At 68.4% G+C, this 15,625-nt stretch carries 19 protein-coding genes; 5 read left to right on the forward strand and 14 right to left on the reverse strand.

Going from position 1 to position 15,625, the window contains the following annotated elements; translation table 11 throughout:
• Positions 1-10 precede the first annotated feature (10 nt).
• Genes rplS through FHS97_RS01600 form a run of 4 tightly spaced genes read right to left on the reverse strand, consistent with a single transcriptional unit; the run spans position 11 to position 1,780 of the window.
• Positions 11-394 carry a 50S ribosomal protein L19 gene (gene rplS / locus FHS97_RS01585; protein WP_159759602.1) on the reverse strand — a complete coding sequence of 128 codons (384 nt, stop codon included), beginning with the start codon at positions 392-394 and terminating at the stop codon, positions 11-13.
• Positions 391-1,125, reverse strand: coding sequence for a tRNA (guanosine(37)-N1)-methyltransferase TrmD (trmD, locus tag FHS97_RS01590; protein ID WP_184032667.1), 735 nt, complete (start codon positions 1,123-1,125; stop codon positions 391-393). The genes rplS and trmD overlap by 4 nt, the downstream gene beginning before the upstream one ends.
• A complete protein-coding gene (locus FHS97_RS01595) occupies positions 1,122-1,514 on the reverse strand; it encodes a type II toxin-antitoxin system VapC family toxin (protein WP_184032669.1) in 393 nt (130 codons plus the stop codon). Before FHS97_RS01595 ends, trmD begins: the two co-directional genes overlap by 4 nt.
• The gene (locus FHS97_RS01600; RefSeq protein WP_184032671.1) at positions 1,511-1,780 is read right to left on the reverse strand and encodes an antitoxin; all 270 of its coding nucleotides are present in this window, start codon (positions 1,778-1,780) and stop codon (positions 1,511-1,513) included. Before FHS97_RS01600 ends, FHS97_RS01595 begins: the two co-directional genes overlap by 4 nt.
• A gap of 63 nt (positions 1,781-1,843) precedes the next feature.
• Here FHS97_RS01600 and FHS97_RS01605 point away from each other — a divergent pair, with 63 nt between their 5' ends.
• Positions 1,844-2,752, forward strand: coding sequence for an NAD(P)/FAD-dependent oxidoreductase (locus FHS97_RS01605; RefSeq protein WP_184032673.1), 909 nt, complete (start codon positions 1,844-1,846; stop codon positions 2,750-2,752).
• Between the two features lie 124 nt (positions 2,753-2,876).
• Here FHS97_RS01605 and rimM read toward each other — a convergent pair whose 3' ends face one another.
• The 5 genes from rimM to FHS97_RS01625 form a co-directional block, all read right to left on the reverse strand.
• Positions 2,877-3,338 carry a ribosome maturation factor RimM gene (gene rimM, locus FHS97_RS01610; RefSeq protein WP_343053344.1) on the reverse strand — a complete coding sequence of 154 codons (462 nt, stop codon included), beginning with the start codon at positions 3,336-3,338 and terminating at the stop codon, positions 2,877-2,879.
• Position 3,339: 1 nt separating this feature from the next.
• Complete coding sequence (locus FHS97_RS17335; RefSeq protein ID WP_246346361.1) at positions 3,340-3,480, reverse strand: hypothetical protein; 141 nt, start codon at positions 3,478-3,480, stop codon at positions 3,340-3,342.
• A gap of 54 nt (positions 3,481-3,534) precedes the next feature.
• On the reverse strand, positions 3,535-3,960 hold the full coding sequence (gene rpsP / locus FHS97_RS01615; protein ID WP_184032678.1) for a 30S ribosomal protein S16: 426 nt from the start codon (positions 3,958-3,960) through the stop codon (positions 3,535-3,537).
• Between the two features lie 121 nt (positions 3,961-4,081).
• Positions 4,082-5,590 (reverse strand): signal recognition particle protein, encoded by a 1,509-nt coding sequence (ffh, locus tag FHS97_RS01620; protein WP_184032680.1) that lies wholly within the window; start codon positions 5,588-5,590, stop codon positions 4,082-4,084.
• 331 nt (positions 5,591-5,921) lie between these two features.
• Positions 5,922-6,476, reverse strand: coding sequence for a DUF924 family protein (locus FHS97_RS01625; protein ID WP_246346362.1), 555 nt, complete (start codon positions 6,474-6,476; stop codon positions 5,922-5,924).
• 16 nt (positions 6,477-6,492) lie between these two features.
• Here FHS97_RS01625 and FHS97_RS01630 point away from each other — a divergent pair, with 16 nt between their 5' ends.
• The 3 genes from FHS97_RS01630 to FHS97_RS01640 are packed head-to-tail and all read left to right on the forward strand — an operon-like array spanning position 6,493 to position 9,301.
• Positions 6,493-7,671 carry a MiaB/RimO family radical SAM methylthiotransferase gene (locus FHS97_RS01630; protein ID WP_184032684.1) on the forward strand — a complete coding sequence of 393 codons (1,179 nt, stop codon included), beginning with the start codon at positions 6,493-6,495 and terminating at the stop codon, positions 7,669-7,671.
• Entirely contained in the window at positions 7,668-8,600 is a 933-nt protein-coding gene (ftsY, locus tag FHS97_RS01635; protein WP_028966018.1) for a signal recognition particle-docking protein FtsY, read from the forward strand. Before FHS97_RS01630 ends, ftsY begins: the two co-directional genes overlap by 4 nt.
• Positions 8,597-9,301, forward strand: coding sequence for an inner membrane-spanning protein YciB (locus FHS97_RS01640; protein WP_184032686.1), 705 nt, complete (start codon positions 8,597-8,599; stop codon positions 9,299-9,301). Before ftsY ends, FHS97_RS01640 begins: the two co-directional genes overlap by 4 nt.
• 79 nt (positions 9,302-9,380) lie before the next feature.
• On the opposite strand, the gene FHS97_RS01645 is transcribed toward FHS97_RS01640, so the two are convergent.
• From FHS97_RS01645 to pspF, 5 genes are all read right to left on the reverse strand, one after another.
• Positions 9,381-10,709 carry a PQQ-dependent sugar dehydrogenase gene (locus tag FHS97_RS01645; protein ID WP_184032688.1) on the reverse strand — a complete coding sequence of 443 codons (1,329 nt, stop codon included), beginning with the start codon at positions 10,707-10,709 and terminating at the stop codon, positions 9,381-9,383.
• Entirely contained in the window at positions 10,706-11,128 is a 423-nt protein-coding gene (locus FHS97_RS01650) for a DUF2231 domain-containing protein (protein WP_184032690.1), read from the reverse strand. Before FHS97_RS01650 ends, FHS97_RS01645 begins: the two co-directional genes overlap by 4 nt.
• 69 nt (positions 11,129-11,197) lie before the next feature.
• On the reverse strand, positions 11,198-13,309 hold the full coding sequence (locus FHS97_RS01655) for a TonB-dependent siderophore receptor (protein WP_184033028.1): 2,112 nt from the start codon (positions 13,307-13,309) through the stop codon (positions 11,198-11,200).
• 250 nt (positions 13,310-13,559) lie between these two features.
• Positions 13,560-14,171 carry a superoxide dismutase gene (locus FHS97_RS01660; RefSeq protein ID WP_184032691.1) on the reverse strand — a complete coding sequence of 204 codons (612 nt, stop codon included), beginning with the start codon at positions 14,169-14,171 and terminating at the stop codon, positions 13,560-13,562.
• Positions 14,172-14,232: 61 nt separating this feature from the next.
• Positions 14,233-15,294, reverse strand: coding sequence for a phage shock protein operon transcriptional activator (gene pspF, locus FHS97_RS01665; RefSeq protein ID WP_184032693.1), 1,062 nt, complete (start codon positions 15,292-15,294; stop codon positions 14,233-14,235).
• A gap of 156 nt (positions 15,295-15,450) precedes the next feature.
• Here pspF and FHS97_RS01670 point away from each other — a divergent pair, with 156 nt between their 5' ends.
• Positions 15,451-15,588 carry a hypothetical protein gene (locus FHS97_RS01670; RefSeq protein WP_184032695.1) on the forward strand — a complete coding sequence of 46 codons (138 nt, stop codon included), beginning with the start codon at positions 15,451-15,453 and terminating at the stop codon, positions 15,586-15,588.
• The last annotated feature ends 37 nt before the right edge of the window (positions 15,589-15,625 follow it).

The raw sequence follows: 15,625 nt of genomic DNA on the forward strand, positions 1-15,625 counted from the left end.
GCCGCGACGATTACTCGGCTGCGGCGGCCGGACGCGTGTCGCGACGCTCGGCGATACGCGCCGACTTGCCGGTGCGGCCACGCAGGTAATACAGCTTGGCACGACGCACCGCGCCCTTGCGCACCACCTCGATCGAATCGACGTTCGGCGAGTACAGCGGGAAGACGCGCTCCACGCCCTCACCGAAGCTCATCTTGCGGACGGTGAACGACGAGCCCATGCCCTTGTTCGAGCGCGCGATGCACACGCCCTCGTAGTTCTGGACGCGGGTACGCTCACCCTCGACCACCTTCACGCCGACCTTCAGCGTATCGCCGGGGCGGAATTCCGGGATCTTCTTGGTTTCGTTGAACTTGGCAATCTGCTCGGCTTCGAGCGTCTGGATCAGGTTCATTGTTCGTCCTCAGTCCGTTGCCGCGCGCCAGAGGGCGAGCCGACCCGAGCGCCCTCATGACGCTCCCAAAGGTCTGGCCGCCGTAGCCGTGTGTCGATCTCCGCCTGGCGTTGCCGCCAGGCCGCGATCTTCGCATGATCCCCCGATCGCAGCACTTCAGGGATCGTGCGCCCCTCCCATTCGACCGGTCGGGTATAATGCGGATATTCGAGAAGGCCGCTTTCGAAGCTTTCCTCGACTCCGCTGGAAGCCGCGCCCATTACGCCGGGAAGCAGCCGAACGCAAGCATCCAGCAGCACCAGCGTCGCCATCTCGCCGCCCGACAGGATGTAGTCGCCGATCGAGACCTGCTCGACCCCGCGCGCCTCCAGCAGCCGCTCGTCAAAGCCCTCGAACCGGCCGCACAGGATCACCGCACCCGGCCCCGCCGCCAGCTCACGCACGCGCGCCTGCCGGAGCGGTGCCCCACGCGGCGTCATCGCGAACAGCGGGCGGCCATCGGCATAAGCGTCGACCGCACGCGCAAGGATGTCGGCGCGCAGCACCATCCCCGCGCCGCCGCCGGCCGGCGTGTCGTCGACGGTGCGATGCCGGTCGGTGGTGAAGTCGCGGATATTGACCGCATCGAGCGACCATTTGCCCTCCGCCAGCGCCCGCCCGGCCAGCGAGGTGCCGAGCGGGCCGGGAAACATTTCGGGATAGAGCGTCAGGATCGTGGCGCGAAAGGTCATCGGGTCCAGTTTTCAATCTTCAGATCGGGAATGTCGGCGAAGTCGCGTTCGTTGTTCGTGACGAGCGTCAGTCCGCCGGCGATCGCCTGCGCCGCGATCAGCCGGTCGAAGCTCCCGCGCCGCATTCCTACCGCACGCACCATCCGCGCGTAAGCGATTGCCGCCTCACCGTCGAAAGCCAGCACCGCGAGCGCCGCCAGAAAAGTGTCGATCCGCTTGGCGTCCTTGTCGGGCTCGCGCGAGGTGCGATTGCCGACCAGCAGCTCGCCCGCCGTGATCGCCGAGACATGCAATTGCCCGAACGCCGCGCCCATTCGGCGTGCCAGCGGATCGCTGCGCCCGAGCAGGAAGTCGATACAGGCATTGGTGTCGAGCAGGTAATTGTTCATGCCGCCGCCGCGCCGGGCCGCGCGTTCCAGTCGCGGATGTCGGCGCGGGTGTCGCCGCGTCCATCCGCCATGAAGCCTTCCGAGACGCTGCCGTACAGCCTCATCAACACCTGTGCGCCCTCGCTCTCGCGCCAAAGGCTGAACGAGCCGTCCTCATGCGGCGCGATCACCACGTCGTCGCCCTCGCTGAACCCCATCCCCTTCGGCAGCCGCAACGCCACCGAATTGCCGGACTTGAACACCTTGGCGCGATATTCGTTACCCATCGCCGGCCTCCTGTATGTACGGCATGTATATACGGGCGGTGCGGCGTGCAAGGCGGAGGGTTCGTGGACGATTGCATCATCATCGGCGCCGGGCCGGCAGGGTTGACCGCCGCCATCTATCTGGCGCGCTACCATCTCGACATCCGCCTGTTCGACAGCGGATCGAGCCGCGCGGCGATGATCCCGTGCACCCACAACCATGCTGGCTATCCCGATGGAATTGCAGGCAAAGACCTGCTCGCGCTCATGCAGGCGCAGGCCGAGAAATATGGCGCCCGGCGCGAGCAGGTGAAAGTCACCGGTCTCACCCGCGATGGCGACGACTTCATCGTCCGCACCGACCATGGCACGCACCACGCGCGCACCGTCCTGCTCGCCACCGGGGTGGTGAACCATCGGCCCGCTTACCTGCTGCCCGAGGTTCATGACCCGGCGTTAGCGCGCGGACTGCTCCGCTATTGTCCGGTTTGCGATGGATATGAGGTCACGGATCGCCGCGTCGCGATCATCGGCACCGGGGACCACGGGATGCGCGAGGCATTGTTCTTGCGCGGCTTTACCCGCGACGTGACGCTGGTGTCGCCCGAGGCGGAACATGCGCTCGACCCGGCGTGCGCGCAGGCGCTCGACGATGCCGGCGTGGTACGGATCGAGGGACCGTGCGGCGGTTATGCGATCGAGGGCGACCAGCTCGCCTTCGACACCGCGCGCGGGCGAATGGCGTTCGACAGCGTCTATCCCGCGCTCGGCTCGCGAATCCGCTCGCGGCTGGCGGTCGAAGCTGGCGCGCGCGCCAGCGACGAAGGTTGCCTCGAGGTCGACGACCACCAGCGTACCAGCGTGCCGGGGCTGTTCGCCGCCGGCGATGTCGTGAAGGGGCTCGACCAGATCAGCCATGCGATGGGCGAAGCCGGGGTGGCGGCGACCGCGATCCGCAACCTGCTGGCGGAACGAAGGCCGCTGCGCCGCTGAATCGCGTTCGTACTGAGGGAAGTATTGAGCGAAGTCGAAATGCCGTCTCGAAGCACCGGCCCATCGAGGCGAGGCTTCGACAAGCTCAGCCTCTCCTCAGGGCGAACGGAGGAGGCGGAAATGCTTACGGCTCGACGAAATCGGCCTCGATCACCAGCCGCTCCTCATTCCATTCCGGCACCGCCGAGATCGGCACCATGAAGGTCTTGCCGCTCGCACGCCGGACCTCGACCACGTCGCCGGCACCGAAATTCTCGACCGCCGCGACGACACCCAGATCCTCGCCGGTCGTCGAAACCGCCGCGAGCCCGAGCAGGTCGGCATGATAATATTCGCCGTCGCCCAGCGGCGGCAGCGCATCGCGCGGGACGGTCAGCACGGTTCCGCGCAATGCCTCTGCCGCAGTACGATCCGCGACCTCGGCGAAGCGCGCGATCGTGCCGTCGCGCAGCTTAACCAGATTCAGCGCCCCACCGTTGAACGAACGATGCGCTGCCAGATCGTCGGCGAAGACCTTGAGCCGCACCTCGCCCGCCACGCCGTGCGCGCCGGTAACCGCGGCGAGCACGATCGCGCCGGGCGGCACCTCACTCGCGGTCGGGTGACCCGCCGTCGCCGTCGGGGGCGTCGTCGCGCCCTTCGGCGGGGTCGTCGGCGGAGACGCCTTGGTTGGTCGCGTCTTCATGGTCCTCGGGTGCGGTGCGCGGATCGGGATCGGCGGTCATCATGCGCTCTCCTGTTCGAGTGAACGGAGGCAACGCACGACGACCGCGATCGGATGCTTATTCGGCGGTCGCTTCGGCCTCGGCCGCAGGAGCTTCCGCCTCAGCCGCCGGCGCATTCGCCTTCTCGGCAGCGGCCTCCTCGGCGGCCTTCTGCTTCTCGGCACGCTCCTCGGCGCGCTCCTTGGCCTTCTCGCCCGGCTCGGCCTTCTTCGGGTTGCTGCGCGCCGCGCGCTCCTTCACGCCGGCCGCGTCGAGGAAGCGGGCCACGCGGTCGGTCGGCTGCGCGCCCATCGCCAGCCAGTGCTTGGCGCGCTCACCGTCGAGCACGATGCGCTTCTCGTCGTCCTTGGCGAGCAGCGGGTTGTAGTTGCCGAGTTTCTCGATGAACTTGCCGTCACGCGGGCTGCGCGCGTCGGCGACCACGATGCGATAGTACGGACGCTTCTTCGAGCCGCCACGCGACAGGCGAATGCTGAGTGCCATTGTTCTTCCTTGCCTTCTAATCCGTCGCCCCTGCGGAGGCAGGGGCCCATTTCTGCTTCAACAATCGGCGCCCCTCGTCGTGGAGAGACATAGGCCCCTGCCTCCGCAGGAGCGACGATCGCTATCTCTTGAACTTGAATCCGCCGGGGCCACCAGGAAGGTTGCCGGGCAGACCGGGGAGCCCCGGACCACCGCCCGGCCCGCCCAGCTTGCCCATCATGTCGCCCATGTCGGCGCCACCGATCGCGTTGCCGAGCCCTCCGAGCCCGCCCTTGCCGAGCATCGCCATCATGCCCTTCAGGCCGCCCATCTTCTTGATTTTCTTCATGGCGGTCGACATTTCCTGATGCATCTTCAGGAGCTTGTTGACCTCCTGCACCGTGGTGCCGGAACCCTTGGCGATGCGGATCTTGCGCTTGGCGTTGATCAGCTCGGGCTTGGCGCGCTCCTTGACGGTCATCGAGCCGATCATCGCGTCGAGATGCACCAGCATCTTGTCGCTGCCCGGCGTCGCGTCCATCGCGGCCTGCGCCTTCTTCATGCCCGGCAGCATCCCCGCCAGCGCACCGAGCCCGCCCATGCGCTTCATCTGCGCAAGCTGGCTGCGCAGGTCGTTCATGTCGAACTGGCCCTTGGCGAGCCGGTTCGCCATCCGCTCGGCGTCTTCCTGCTGGATCGACTCCGCGGCGCGCTCGACCAGCGAGACGACGTCGCCCATCCCGAGGATGCGCCCGGCGACGCGCGACGGGTGGAACGCCTCCAGCGCATCGAGCTTTTCCCCGACACCCGCGAACTTGATCGGCTTGCCGGTGACCGCGCGCATCGACAGCGCCGCGCCGCCACGCGCATCGCCGTCCATCCGGGTCAGCACGACGCCGGTCAGCGGCACCTGCTCGGAGAAGTTGGTTGCGACGTTGACCGCGTCCTGACCGGTCAGCGAGTCGACGACCAGCAGGATCTCCTGCGGCTTCGCGACATCGGCGACCGCCTTCATCTCGTCCATCAGCGCCTGATCGACGTGCAGGCGGCCGGCGGTGTCGAGCATCAGCACGTCGAAGCCCTGCAGCTTCGCGGCCTGCACCGCGCGGCGCGCGATCTCGACCGGCTGCTGCCCGGCGATGATCGGCAGCGTCGCGACCTCGACCTGCGTACCCAACGTCGCCAGCTGCTCCTGCGCGGCGGGGCGATTGACGTCGAGCGACGCCATCAGCACCTTCTTGGCGGTGCGGCCGGTCATCGATCCGGTCGACAGCCGCTTGGCGATCTTGGCGGTGGTGGTGGTCTTGCCCGAGCCTTGCAGGCCGACCATCATCACGATCGCGGGCGGCGTGACGGCGAGGTTCAGCTCGGCGGCCTCGGGATCGTCGCCGCCCAGCATCCGCACCAGCGCGTCGTTGACGATCTTGACGACCTGCTGCCCCGGCGTGACCGAGCGGAGCACGTTCTGCCCGATCGCCTCTTCGGTGACCTCGTCGACGAACTGCCGCGCGACCGGCAACGCCACATCGGCTTCGAGCAGCGCGACGCGCACCTCGCGCATCGCCTGACGCACGTCGGCTTCGGTGAGCGCACCACGCCCCCGCAGCCGGTCGAAGACGCCGCCAAGACGATCGCTGAGGCTATCGAACATCGAAACTCCTTTCACCCGCCGCAAAACGCAAAATACGCCGGCGGGCGAAACCTCGCCGGCCAGCGTGCGCCACAGGAGCGCTTGATCCTTCGCGTCCCTCAACGGAACTTGGTTGGCCGCCTAGCGGAAAGCGATGCGGGAGGCAAGGTTGTTCGGACGTTGCGCAGAGGTAGCGGCGTCAGCCCTCACGCATGATCCGTCATTGCGAGCGCAGCGAAGCAATCCAGGGCGGCGCGCGGAACACTGGATTGCTTCGCTGCGCTCGCAATGACGGGCGGAGGCCGGTAGCAGCGTCTTGCGTACGTGCCGGCCTACGGGACGTGCGGTTCGCCTACCAGCCCCCGCCCGCCGCCAGATACGCCCGCTCCTCTTCCGTCGTCTCCCGCCCAAGCGCCGCATTCCGGGAGGGAAAGCGTCCGAAGCGCGCGATCACCTCGGCATGATCGCGCGCGAACCGGATATTCTCCTCGATCCCGAGCGCCTCGAACATCGCGACGCTCTTGGCCTGCCCCTCCGCGTCTTCGGCATGCATCAGCGGCATGTAGAGGAACACCCGCTCCTCCTTCACCACTTCCGCGCCCCAGCCGCGCGCGATCGCCAGCTCCGTCAGCTCCCGCGCCAGCGGGTCGGCCCTGAACGCCTCGCCCTCACCCCGGAACAGGTTGCGCGAAAACTGGTCGAGTACGATCACCGCCGCCAGCAGCGTGTGCGGATCGTCCCGCCACGCCGCGGCTCCGCTCGCCAGCACCCGCTCGCGCAGCGCCGCGAATCGCGCGCGGATCACGCCATCGAGCGCATCGTCCTTCGCGAACTGCTGTTCGCTGGTCAGCCCGAACCAGAAGTCGCGCACTTCGCGCGCGGCGGAGTCGACTTCATCCCTCGTCATAACTAGATCGCCCGCCATGTCCTTCTCCACCCAGCCAGAGGTCGTGACGCTCGGCTGCCGCCTCAACATCGCCGAAAGCGCGGCGATCCGCCAGCTGGCGGGTCGCGGGCAGGTGGTGGTGAACGGCTGCGGCGTCACCAACCAGGCGGTCAAGGACACCCGCGCCGCGATCCGCCGGCTGCGCCGCGCGCGCCCAGAGGCCGAGCTGATCGTCACCGGCTGCGCCTCGGACATGGACCGCGAGAGCTTCGCGGCGATGCCCGAGGTCGACCGCGTGATCGGCAATGCCGCCAAGCTGCTCCCCGCCACATGGGGCGCACGCGCCAACGCGCCGCGCCCGATCCCGCAGACCCGCGCCTTCGTCGGCGTCCAGAACGGCTGCGACCATCACTGCACCTTTTGCGCGATCCCGCAGGGCCGCGGCCGCAACCGCGCCGAGCCGATCGCGGCGGTGATCCCGCAGATCGCCGCGCTGGTCGAGCGCGGGCAGCGAGAGGTGGTGCTGAGCGGGGTCGATCTCGCCAGCTACGACGACCGCGGCGCACGGCTGGGCGTGCTTGTCGAGCGCCTGCTCAGCCAGGTGCCGACGCTCGAACGCCTGCGCCTCTCCTCGCTTGACCCCGCCGCGATCGACGACCATCTGCTAGCATTGCTCACGCAGGAGCCGCGCGTGATGCCGCACGTTCATCTCTCGGTGCAGGCCGGCGACGACATGATCCTGAAGCGGATGCGCCGCCGCCACACCCGCGGTGACGTGCTGCAACTGGTCGAGCGGCTCAGAGCGACGCGCGATATCGCGATCGGCGCCGATCTGATCGCGGGCTTTCCGACCGAGGACGAGACGATGTTCGCCAACACGCTGGCGCTGATCGACGAAGCCGACATCACCCACGCGCACGTCTTCCCCTATTCACCGCGCAGCGGCACCCCGGCGGCGCGGATGCCGCAGGTCGCTCCCGCCGTCGCACGCGACCGCGCCGCGCAGCTACGCGCCGCCGCCGCCGCGCGGCTCGCGTGCCGGCTCGCCGCACAGGTCGGCACCGTTCAGCCGGTGCTGGTCGAAAAACCCGGCGACCGCGGCCATGCGCCCGATTTCACCGCGGTGCGCCTGCCCGCCCCTTCTCCCATCGGCGGCATCGTCGCGGTGACGATCACCGCCGCCGCCCCCGACCATCTGACCGGAACCATCGCATGAGCACGAGCTGGCACGACAAGCTGCTGGGCGGTTTCCGCCGCACCTCCGACCGCTTGGTCGGCAACCTCGCCGGGCTGGGCGGCGCGCGGCTCGACGAGGAGACGCTCGACACCGTCGAGGAAGCGCTGATCGCCTCCGACCTCGGCCCTGCCACCGCCGCCAAGGTCCGCGACCGGCTGGCCGAGGGGACGTTCGAGCGCAACATGGAGGAACTCGGCATCCGGCTCGTCGTCGCCGAGGAGGTCGAGAAGGTGCTCCGCGACGTCGCCAAGCCGATCGGCATCGACGCCTTCCCGCGCCCGCAGGTGATCCTCGTGATCGGCGTCAACGGCTCGGGCAAGACCACCACGATCGCCAAGCTGGCGCATCTGTTCCTCGAACAGGATTATGCGGTGATGCTCGCGGCAGGCGACACGTTCCGCGCCGCCGCGATCGGTCAGCTCAAGACCTGGGCGGAGCGGATCGGCGTGCCGATCGTCACCGGGCCGGAGGGCGGTGACGCCGCCGGGATCGTCTGGGACGCGGTCAAGCAGGCGACCGCGATCGGCACCGACGTGCTGATCGTCGACACCGCCGGTCGCCTCCAGAACAAGCGCGAGCTGATGGATGAACTCGCCAAGATTCGCCGCGTGCTCGGCCGCCTCAACCCCGCCGCGCCGCACGACGTGCTGCTGGTACTCGACGCGACCACCGGGCAGAATGCGCTGAGCCAGATCGAGGTGTTCAAGGAGGTCGCGGGCGTCACCGGACTGGTAATGACCAAGCTCGACGGCACCGCGCGCGGTGGCGTGCTGGTCGCCGCGGCCGAGCGCTATGGATTGCCGATCCACGCGATCGGGGTCGGCGAGCAGATGGACGATCTGCGCCCGTTTGACGCGCGCGAGGTCAGCCGGATCATCGCCGGCATCGACGGGGGCAAGCAACGATGACCACGCAGCAGAACGAAGGCCATGGCGGCATCCGCGCCTTGGTCGATTACGGCCCGCTCGCGCTGTTCTTCGCCGCCAACTTCCTCGTTCCCGCCGAAACGGCGCGCGGGATCGTCGCGCATTTCACCCCGATGCTCTCGACGCTGAAACAGGTCGAGGCGCTGTTGCTCGCGCGCGTGATCCTCGCCACCGCAGTGTTCGTGCTTGCCAGCGTCGTCGCGCTGGTGATCGCGCGTGTGAAGCTCGGGCGCGTCCCGCCAATGCTGCTGATCTCGGCCGGGCTGGTGATCGTGTTCGGCGGGCTGACGATGTATTTCCGCGATCCGCGCTTCATCCAGATGAAGCCGACGATCGTCTACGCCCTGCTCGCCGCGGTGCTCGGCTTCGGGGTCGTGACCGGGCGGCCATTGCTCCAGCAATTGATGGGCAGCAGCTATCCCGGCCTGCGCGAGAGCGGCTGGCGGCGGCTGACGCTCAACTGGGTGTGGTTCTTCGTGGTCATGGCGTTCCTCAACGAGGCGGTGTGGCGCGGCGCGGCGGTCGCGGTCGGTCCGCAACGCGGCTGGGACCTGTGGGCGATCTACAAGGTGTGGGTGGTGATCCCCGCGACGATGCTGTTCGCGATCGCCAACGTGCCGATGCTGATGCGCCACGGACTGACGCTTGGCGACGACACCCCGCCGGTGCCGCCGGAGGGTTAACGTTATTGCGAGCATAGCGAAGCAATCCAGAGACGGACGAGGGCGCCCTGGATTGCTTCGCTACGCTCGCAATGACGGTTTAGCCACGCGGCCGACCGCTCCCCGCCGCTGCTGTCGTCACCGCCGGCGTCACCCGCCACACCGTGTTCGACAGATCGTCGGCGATGAACAACGCCCGGCGCGGCGCATCGTACAGCACCCCGACCGGCCGCCCGCGCGCTTTCCCGTCAGAACCGATAAACCCGGTCACCAGATCGCGCGGCTCACCGGAGGGACGCCCGCCCGCGAACGGCACCCACACCACCTTGTAGCCCGCGAGATCCTGCCGGTTCCAGCTGCCATGTTCGCCGACGAACGCGCCCTCGCTGAACGCCCCGCCCCAGCCGCCGCCGGTCACGAACGACAGCCCCAGCGCCGCGACATGCGAGCCGAGCGCATAATCCGGCGCGACCGCGGTCGCGACCAGATCCGGGCGCTGCGGGTGCGCGCGCGGATCGAGGTTGCGCCCATAGTAACTGTACGGCCAGCCGTAGAAGGCGCCGTCGCGCACCTGCGTCAGATAGTCGGGCACCAGCCGCGGCCCGAGTTCGTCGCGCTCGTTGACGACGCTCCATAACGCATTGGTGACCGGCTCGATCGCCAGCGCGGTCGGATTGCGGATGCCGGTCGCAATTGCACGGTGCGCGCCGGTCTGGCGGTCGATCTCCCATACCACCGCGCGATCCTGCTCGACCTCCATCCCGCGCTCGCCGACGTTGCTGTTCGAGCCGACCCCGACATAGAGTTTCGATCCGTCGGCACTCGCCGCCAGCGATTTGGTCCAATGGTGGTTGATCCGCGACGGCAGTCTGGTCACCACCGCCGCCGGCGTGGTGATGCTGGTCGCGCCCGGCACATAGGCGAAACGCTTGAGCGCACCCTGTTCGGCGACGAACAATTCGTTACCGACCAGCGCCATGCCGTAGGGCGCGTCGAGCTTGCCGATGAACGTGGTGCGTAGCTCCGGCCGGCCATCGCCATCCGCGTCGCGCAGCAAGGTGATGCGGTCGCCGCCCTTGACGCTCGTCGTGCCGAGGCTCTTGATATAGCCGGCGATCACATCCTTGGGCCGCAGTTTCGGTGCATGGCCGCCCTTGCCCTCCGCGACCAGCAGGTCTCCGTTGGGCAGCACCAGCATCTGCCGCGGCACCTTCAGGTCGGTCGCGACCGCAGTGATCGCGAATCCTTTCGGCACGGTCGGACGGGTGTCGCCCCAGCCGGTCGGCTTGGCGATCTTCATCGCCGGGATCAGCGACGGTTGCTGGCCGGGCAGCTGCGGGTTCGGCCCGGTCTGGCGGACATCGCTCGGCTGGCTCCCGCACGCGGACAGCAGCGTGAGCGCGGCGGCAGTGGCGGCGACACGGATCATCGCACCGTCTCCCGCACCACCACGCTGCGCGCGCCGAGCGCCAGCCATCCCGCCGCCAGCACCGCGCCGCTCGACACCAGCGACAGCAACAGCCCGCCAATCCCGACCGAGGCCCAGGCGTCCTGGCTATGCTGGAAGGCGTTGACCAGCCCCGCGACCCACGCCAGCGCGAGCAGCAGCGGATACGCCCAGGTCGCGCGCCGCCGCAGCGCCGCGAACACGCTCAACGCCAACGCCGGCGCGCCGAAGACCAGTGCGCCGGTGATCGCCCAGGCCGCCATGTTCGACCATTGCATCTCGGCGCTGCCCAGATAGGTCAGGTCCGCCGCCAGCGCCGCGGGGAACAGCGCCACCGGAAAGGCGAGCAGCACGCCGTGCAGTGGATGGATGCGCCACGGCGCGGCGGTGGGTGCGAGCATGAGGACCTCCGCGCGCCCGGCCGCGGGCGCTCGGACTCACAATGATCTGACCGCCGCATGGTTGCCCGCTCAGAAGCGCGCGCGCACCCCGACCGTCGCGGTGCGCGGCGCGCCGGGCTGCACCCAGACGGGCGCATAGCTGTTGGCATACCAGTGCGTGTCGAACAGGTTGGTGACCGAGCCGAACAGCGTCGTTCGTGGCGTGAGATCGACCTCCCCGAACACCCGCGCCAGCGTATGCGAAGGCAAGGCGAAGCGTGTCCCGGTCTCGCCGCTGCGCTTTCCGACATATTGCACCCCGACCCCGAGCAATGCCGCGCGCGCGCCGACGGTCAGGTGCTTGGCGAGCTGCACATTGCCATTGTGAGCGGGGATGTTGATGAGCGGATCGCCGGGCAGGATCTCGAACGAGAAATTCGGATCGCGCACCCGCGACCGCGCCTCGGCGTCGGTGTAGCCGTAGCTCAGCAGCACGTCGACGCGCCCCGGCAATTGCCCGGTTACGTCCAACTCGACCCCGCGGCTGCGCGCCTTGCCGATCGCGACCGAGAAGCCGGGATTGGCGGTGTCGGTCGCCAGCACGTTCGACTTGTCGAGCTGATAGACCGCCAGCGTGCCGTTGAGCCGCCCGCCGAACGCAGTCAGCTTGACCCCCGCCTCGATCGACTTGCTCGTCTCGGGCGCGAAGACATTGCCGCGCGCATCGGTGCCGATATTGGCGCGGTAACCCTCGCCATAGGCCGCATAGAGCGACAGCGGCGCGGCGAGGTCGTAGACGACGCCGGCCTGCGGGCTGAAGCGCGCGCGGCTGCGGCGACCTTCGGTGTCGAGCAGGCGATTGTCGACGCGCAGCAGGAAGCTGTCGACCCGCCCGCCGACGCGCACCTGCAACCGGTCGGACAGGCTGATCTGGTCCTGCACATACGCGCCGAGCGTTCGCTGCACGTCGAGCCGGTCGGTGATCGGCACGCCCGTCGGCACCGGCCAGCGGCCATAGACCGGATCCTCGATGTCGATCGCGTAACCCTGCCGGTCGCTGGTCGCCGCGGTGACGACCGGGCCGCGGAAGCGCGTGAAATATTGATCGGTATCGAAATAATCGATGTCGCCGCCGATCAGCACGCGATGGCGGATCGCGCCGGTCATGAACTCGCCCGCCAGCTCGGCACGGAACACGCTGTGCATCGACGTGTAGCGGCGCGTCCGGCGCTGCCGCGAGAGCGTGCGTCCGTCGACGAACAGCTTCTGGCGCGCCGCGGCGGTTTCGGCATCGGAGGAGGCGCCGGTCAGCTTCGTGTCGCGGTGGCTCGCGCCGAGCAGCAAACTCCACCCGCCGCCGAAATCGTGCTGGAGCCGCAGCTGGTGCCCGAAGGCGCGCGCGACCGTATCGCCGTCGCCCGGCTCGCCGAGGAAGCGCGACCGCGGCACGGTACGGAAATCATCGTCGAGCACGACGATCCCGCGATCGAACGGCACCGCGACGCGCGTCCATTCCATGTCGTAGATCAGCCGCGTGGCATCGCCGATCGCCAGCCCGACCGACGGCAGGAACCCCCAGCGTCGCTGGCTGACCGTATCGCGGAACGTGTCGCCGCTCTCGGCATAGCCGATCAGCCGCGCGGTCAGATTGCCGGTCAGCGCGACGTTCGCGTCGCCCTCGGCGCGGACGGTATCGAAGCTGCGATATTGCAGCGACGCGCTACCGAAGCTGCGGCCGATCTCGGCCTGCTTGGTGACCAGATTGATCGACCCGCCCGGCTCGCCTCGCCCCAGCACCGCCGCCGCCGGTCCCTTCAGCACCTCGACCCGCTCGATTCCTGCCACGTCGCGCTGTCCGCTGAACCCGCGCCCGGCGTTGAAGCCGTTGACGAGGTAGCCGCTCGGCAAATTCTCGTCGCCGGCGAAGCCGCGCACCGCGAAACTGTCCCACAATCCACCCAGCGTGTTCTGCCGCGCCACCGAGGCGTTCAGGTCCAGCGCATCGGTCAGCCGCACGATGTTGTTCTCCTGCAGGGTGCCGGCGTCGATCGTGGTGATCGCCTGCGGGATCTCGCGCAGCGTGAAATTGCCGCGATACGGCTGCCGCACGCCCTCGACCGTCACCTCGTCGTGCTCGGCAGGCGGCTCTGCCTCGGCAGCGACCGGCGTCGGCGCGACCGATAGCGCCAAAGCGATCGGCATGCCGCCGAGCATGGCGGCCTTGCCGCTGATATCACGCACGATCTCTTCCCCTTGTCGTCGCGGGGGCGCCTCATCGCCCCCGCCGCACCGCTCGCGGAGCTCCATGCCGGTGACGATGTATCATTGCAAATGATATCTTGTAACATCAATGCGCTCGTCTGGTGTCTCGTCAGGAAGGGCGCGTGCGCCGCCCGCACGAAAAAGGCCCGGGAGTAACCCCGAGCCTCCTTCGTCAACGAGGTCGACCGGGTCAGGCGGTCGCGGCGTCGTACCGGCGTCCGGTCTCGTCCCAGTTCACCACGTCCCACCACGCCTTCAGATAGCCGGGGCGGTCGTTCATGTAGGTGAGGTAGTAAGCGTGTTCCCACACGTCGTTGCCAAGGATCGGCGTGCCCTTCTCCTTGGCGTCGTCCATCAGCGGATTGTCCTGGTTCGGGGTCGAGGTGACCTTCAGCGCCCCCGACGAATCCGCGATTACCCACGCCCAGCCCGAGCCGAACTGGCCCGCGCCCTTGCCGTTGAAATCTTCCTTCAGCTTGTCGAGCCCGCCGTAAGCGTCGATCGCCTCGGCCAGCTTGCCCGACGGCTGGGTCGCGCCCTTCGGCCCCATGATCTTCCAGAAGAAATCGTGGTTCCAGAACCCGCCGCCATTGTTGCGGATCAGCGGCGGCAGCGACGAGACGCGCGCCAGGATGTCCTCGATCGACAGCCCCGCCAGCGACGCATCCGCCGCCACGCCCTCGTTCAGCTTGGCGGTATATGCCGCATGGTGCTTGTCGTGGTGGAAGGTCATCGTCTCCTTGGAGATCACCGGCTCCAGCGCGTCATAGGCATAGGGCAGCGGCGGCAGTTCGAAAGCCATAAATCCTCCTCAAGGTTCGCGTCGGCAACGCGACGCGCCTCAAATGGCTCCGCCGCACTCGTTACGCAACCGCTCCGATCAGATCGTGCCGCCGCAGCGCGTGGCGCAACTGGTCGTAGCTGAGCCCAAGCGCCTCCGCGGTCGCGCGCTGGTTGAAACGATGATCGGCGAGCGCCTTGGTCAGCAGCTCGCGCTCGAACAACGCGACGCGGCTCTTGAAGTCGGACGGGCCGACCTCGCACGCGGCGACCTCGTCGTCCGCCTCACCGCCGGGCGGCGCGGCCGCCGAGGTCGGCGCGGCGGCCGGCGGCGGCGGTGCGGCCGATCGCCGGCCGTTCGCGCCGGCCGGACGATAGGGAGAATCGAACGGATCGAATTCGATCGCGCCGACCGGCCCCGCGCGCTCCCAGCGATAGACCGCGCGCTCGACGACGTTGCGCAACTCGCGGACGTTGCCGGGCCAGCGATAGTCGCGCATCGCCTCCTCGATCTCCGGCGAGAATCCGGGCCATTCGTCGCGCCCGAGTTCCGACGACATGCGTCGGCCGAAAAAATCGGCGAGCACCGGAATGTCGCTCTTACGCGCGCGCAGCGGCGGCAGCGTCACCACCTCGAAGCACAGCCGGTCGAGCAGGTCGGCGCGGAACGTATGGTCCTCGACGCGGTCGGGCAGATGCTCGTTGGTCGCCGCGACGATCCGCACGTCGACGCGCAGCGGGCGCGACGCACCGATCCGCGTCACCTCGCCATATTCGACCGCGCGCAGCAATCGCTCCTGCGCGCCCATCGACAGCGTGCCGAGTTCGTCGAGGAACAAGGTGCCCCCGTCCGCTTCCTCGAACCGCCCGGCGCGCGCCTTGGACGCGCCGGTGAACGCGCCCGCCTCGTGGCCGAACAATTCCGCCTCGATCAGCGTCTCGGGCAATGCGGCGCAATTCATCGTCACCAGCGGCTGGTCCCAGCGCGGGCTGAGGTGGTGGAGCCGCTCGGCGACCAGCTCCTTGCCGGTGCCGCGTTCGCCGATCACCAGCACCGGACGATCGAGCGCGGCGGCGCGGCTCGCGCGCTCCAGCGCGTCGAGGAAGACGCCCGACTGTCCGATCACCTGCGTGCTGCGCTTCATGCACCAAGGATTGGCGCAAATCGCCAGACGATAGCAACCGTCAGTTTTTGCAATTCCACCCCAAGCACCAAAAAACCCAGCATTTCCGCGACAAAACGCGAGTTGGCACGGCTCCTGCAATGCTTTCTGCGACAACGCATTCAGGGAGTTTCCACCATGACCACCACCTTCACCAGCAAGCTCGCCGCCCTCGCCCTTACCGTCCTCGTCAGCGCCACGATGGTGCTCGGCGCGGTCGGCCCGGCCACGGCGCTGGCGAACGCCCCCACCGTTTCCGCCCACGCGACGGCGTGAGCGGAGGACGGGGTGCGGGAACAGACCCTCCCCGTAC

The sequence above is a fragment of the Sphingomonas endophytica genome (assembly GCF_014199415.1).
Lineage (GTDB): Bacteria > Pseudomonadota > Alphaproteobacteria > Sphingomonadales > Sphingomonadaceae > Sphingomonas > Sphingomonas endophytica.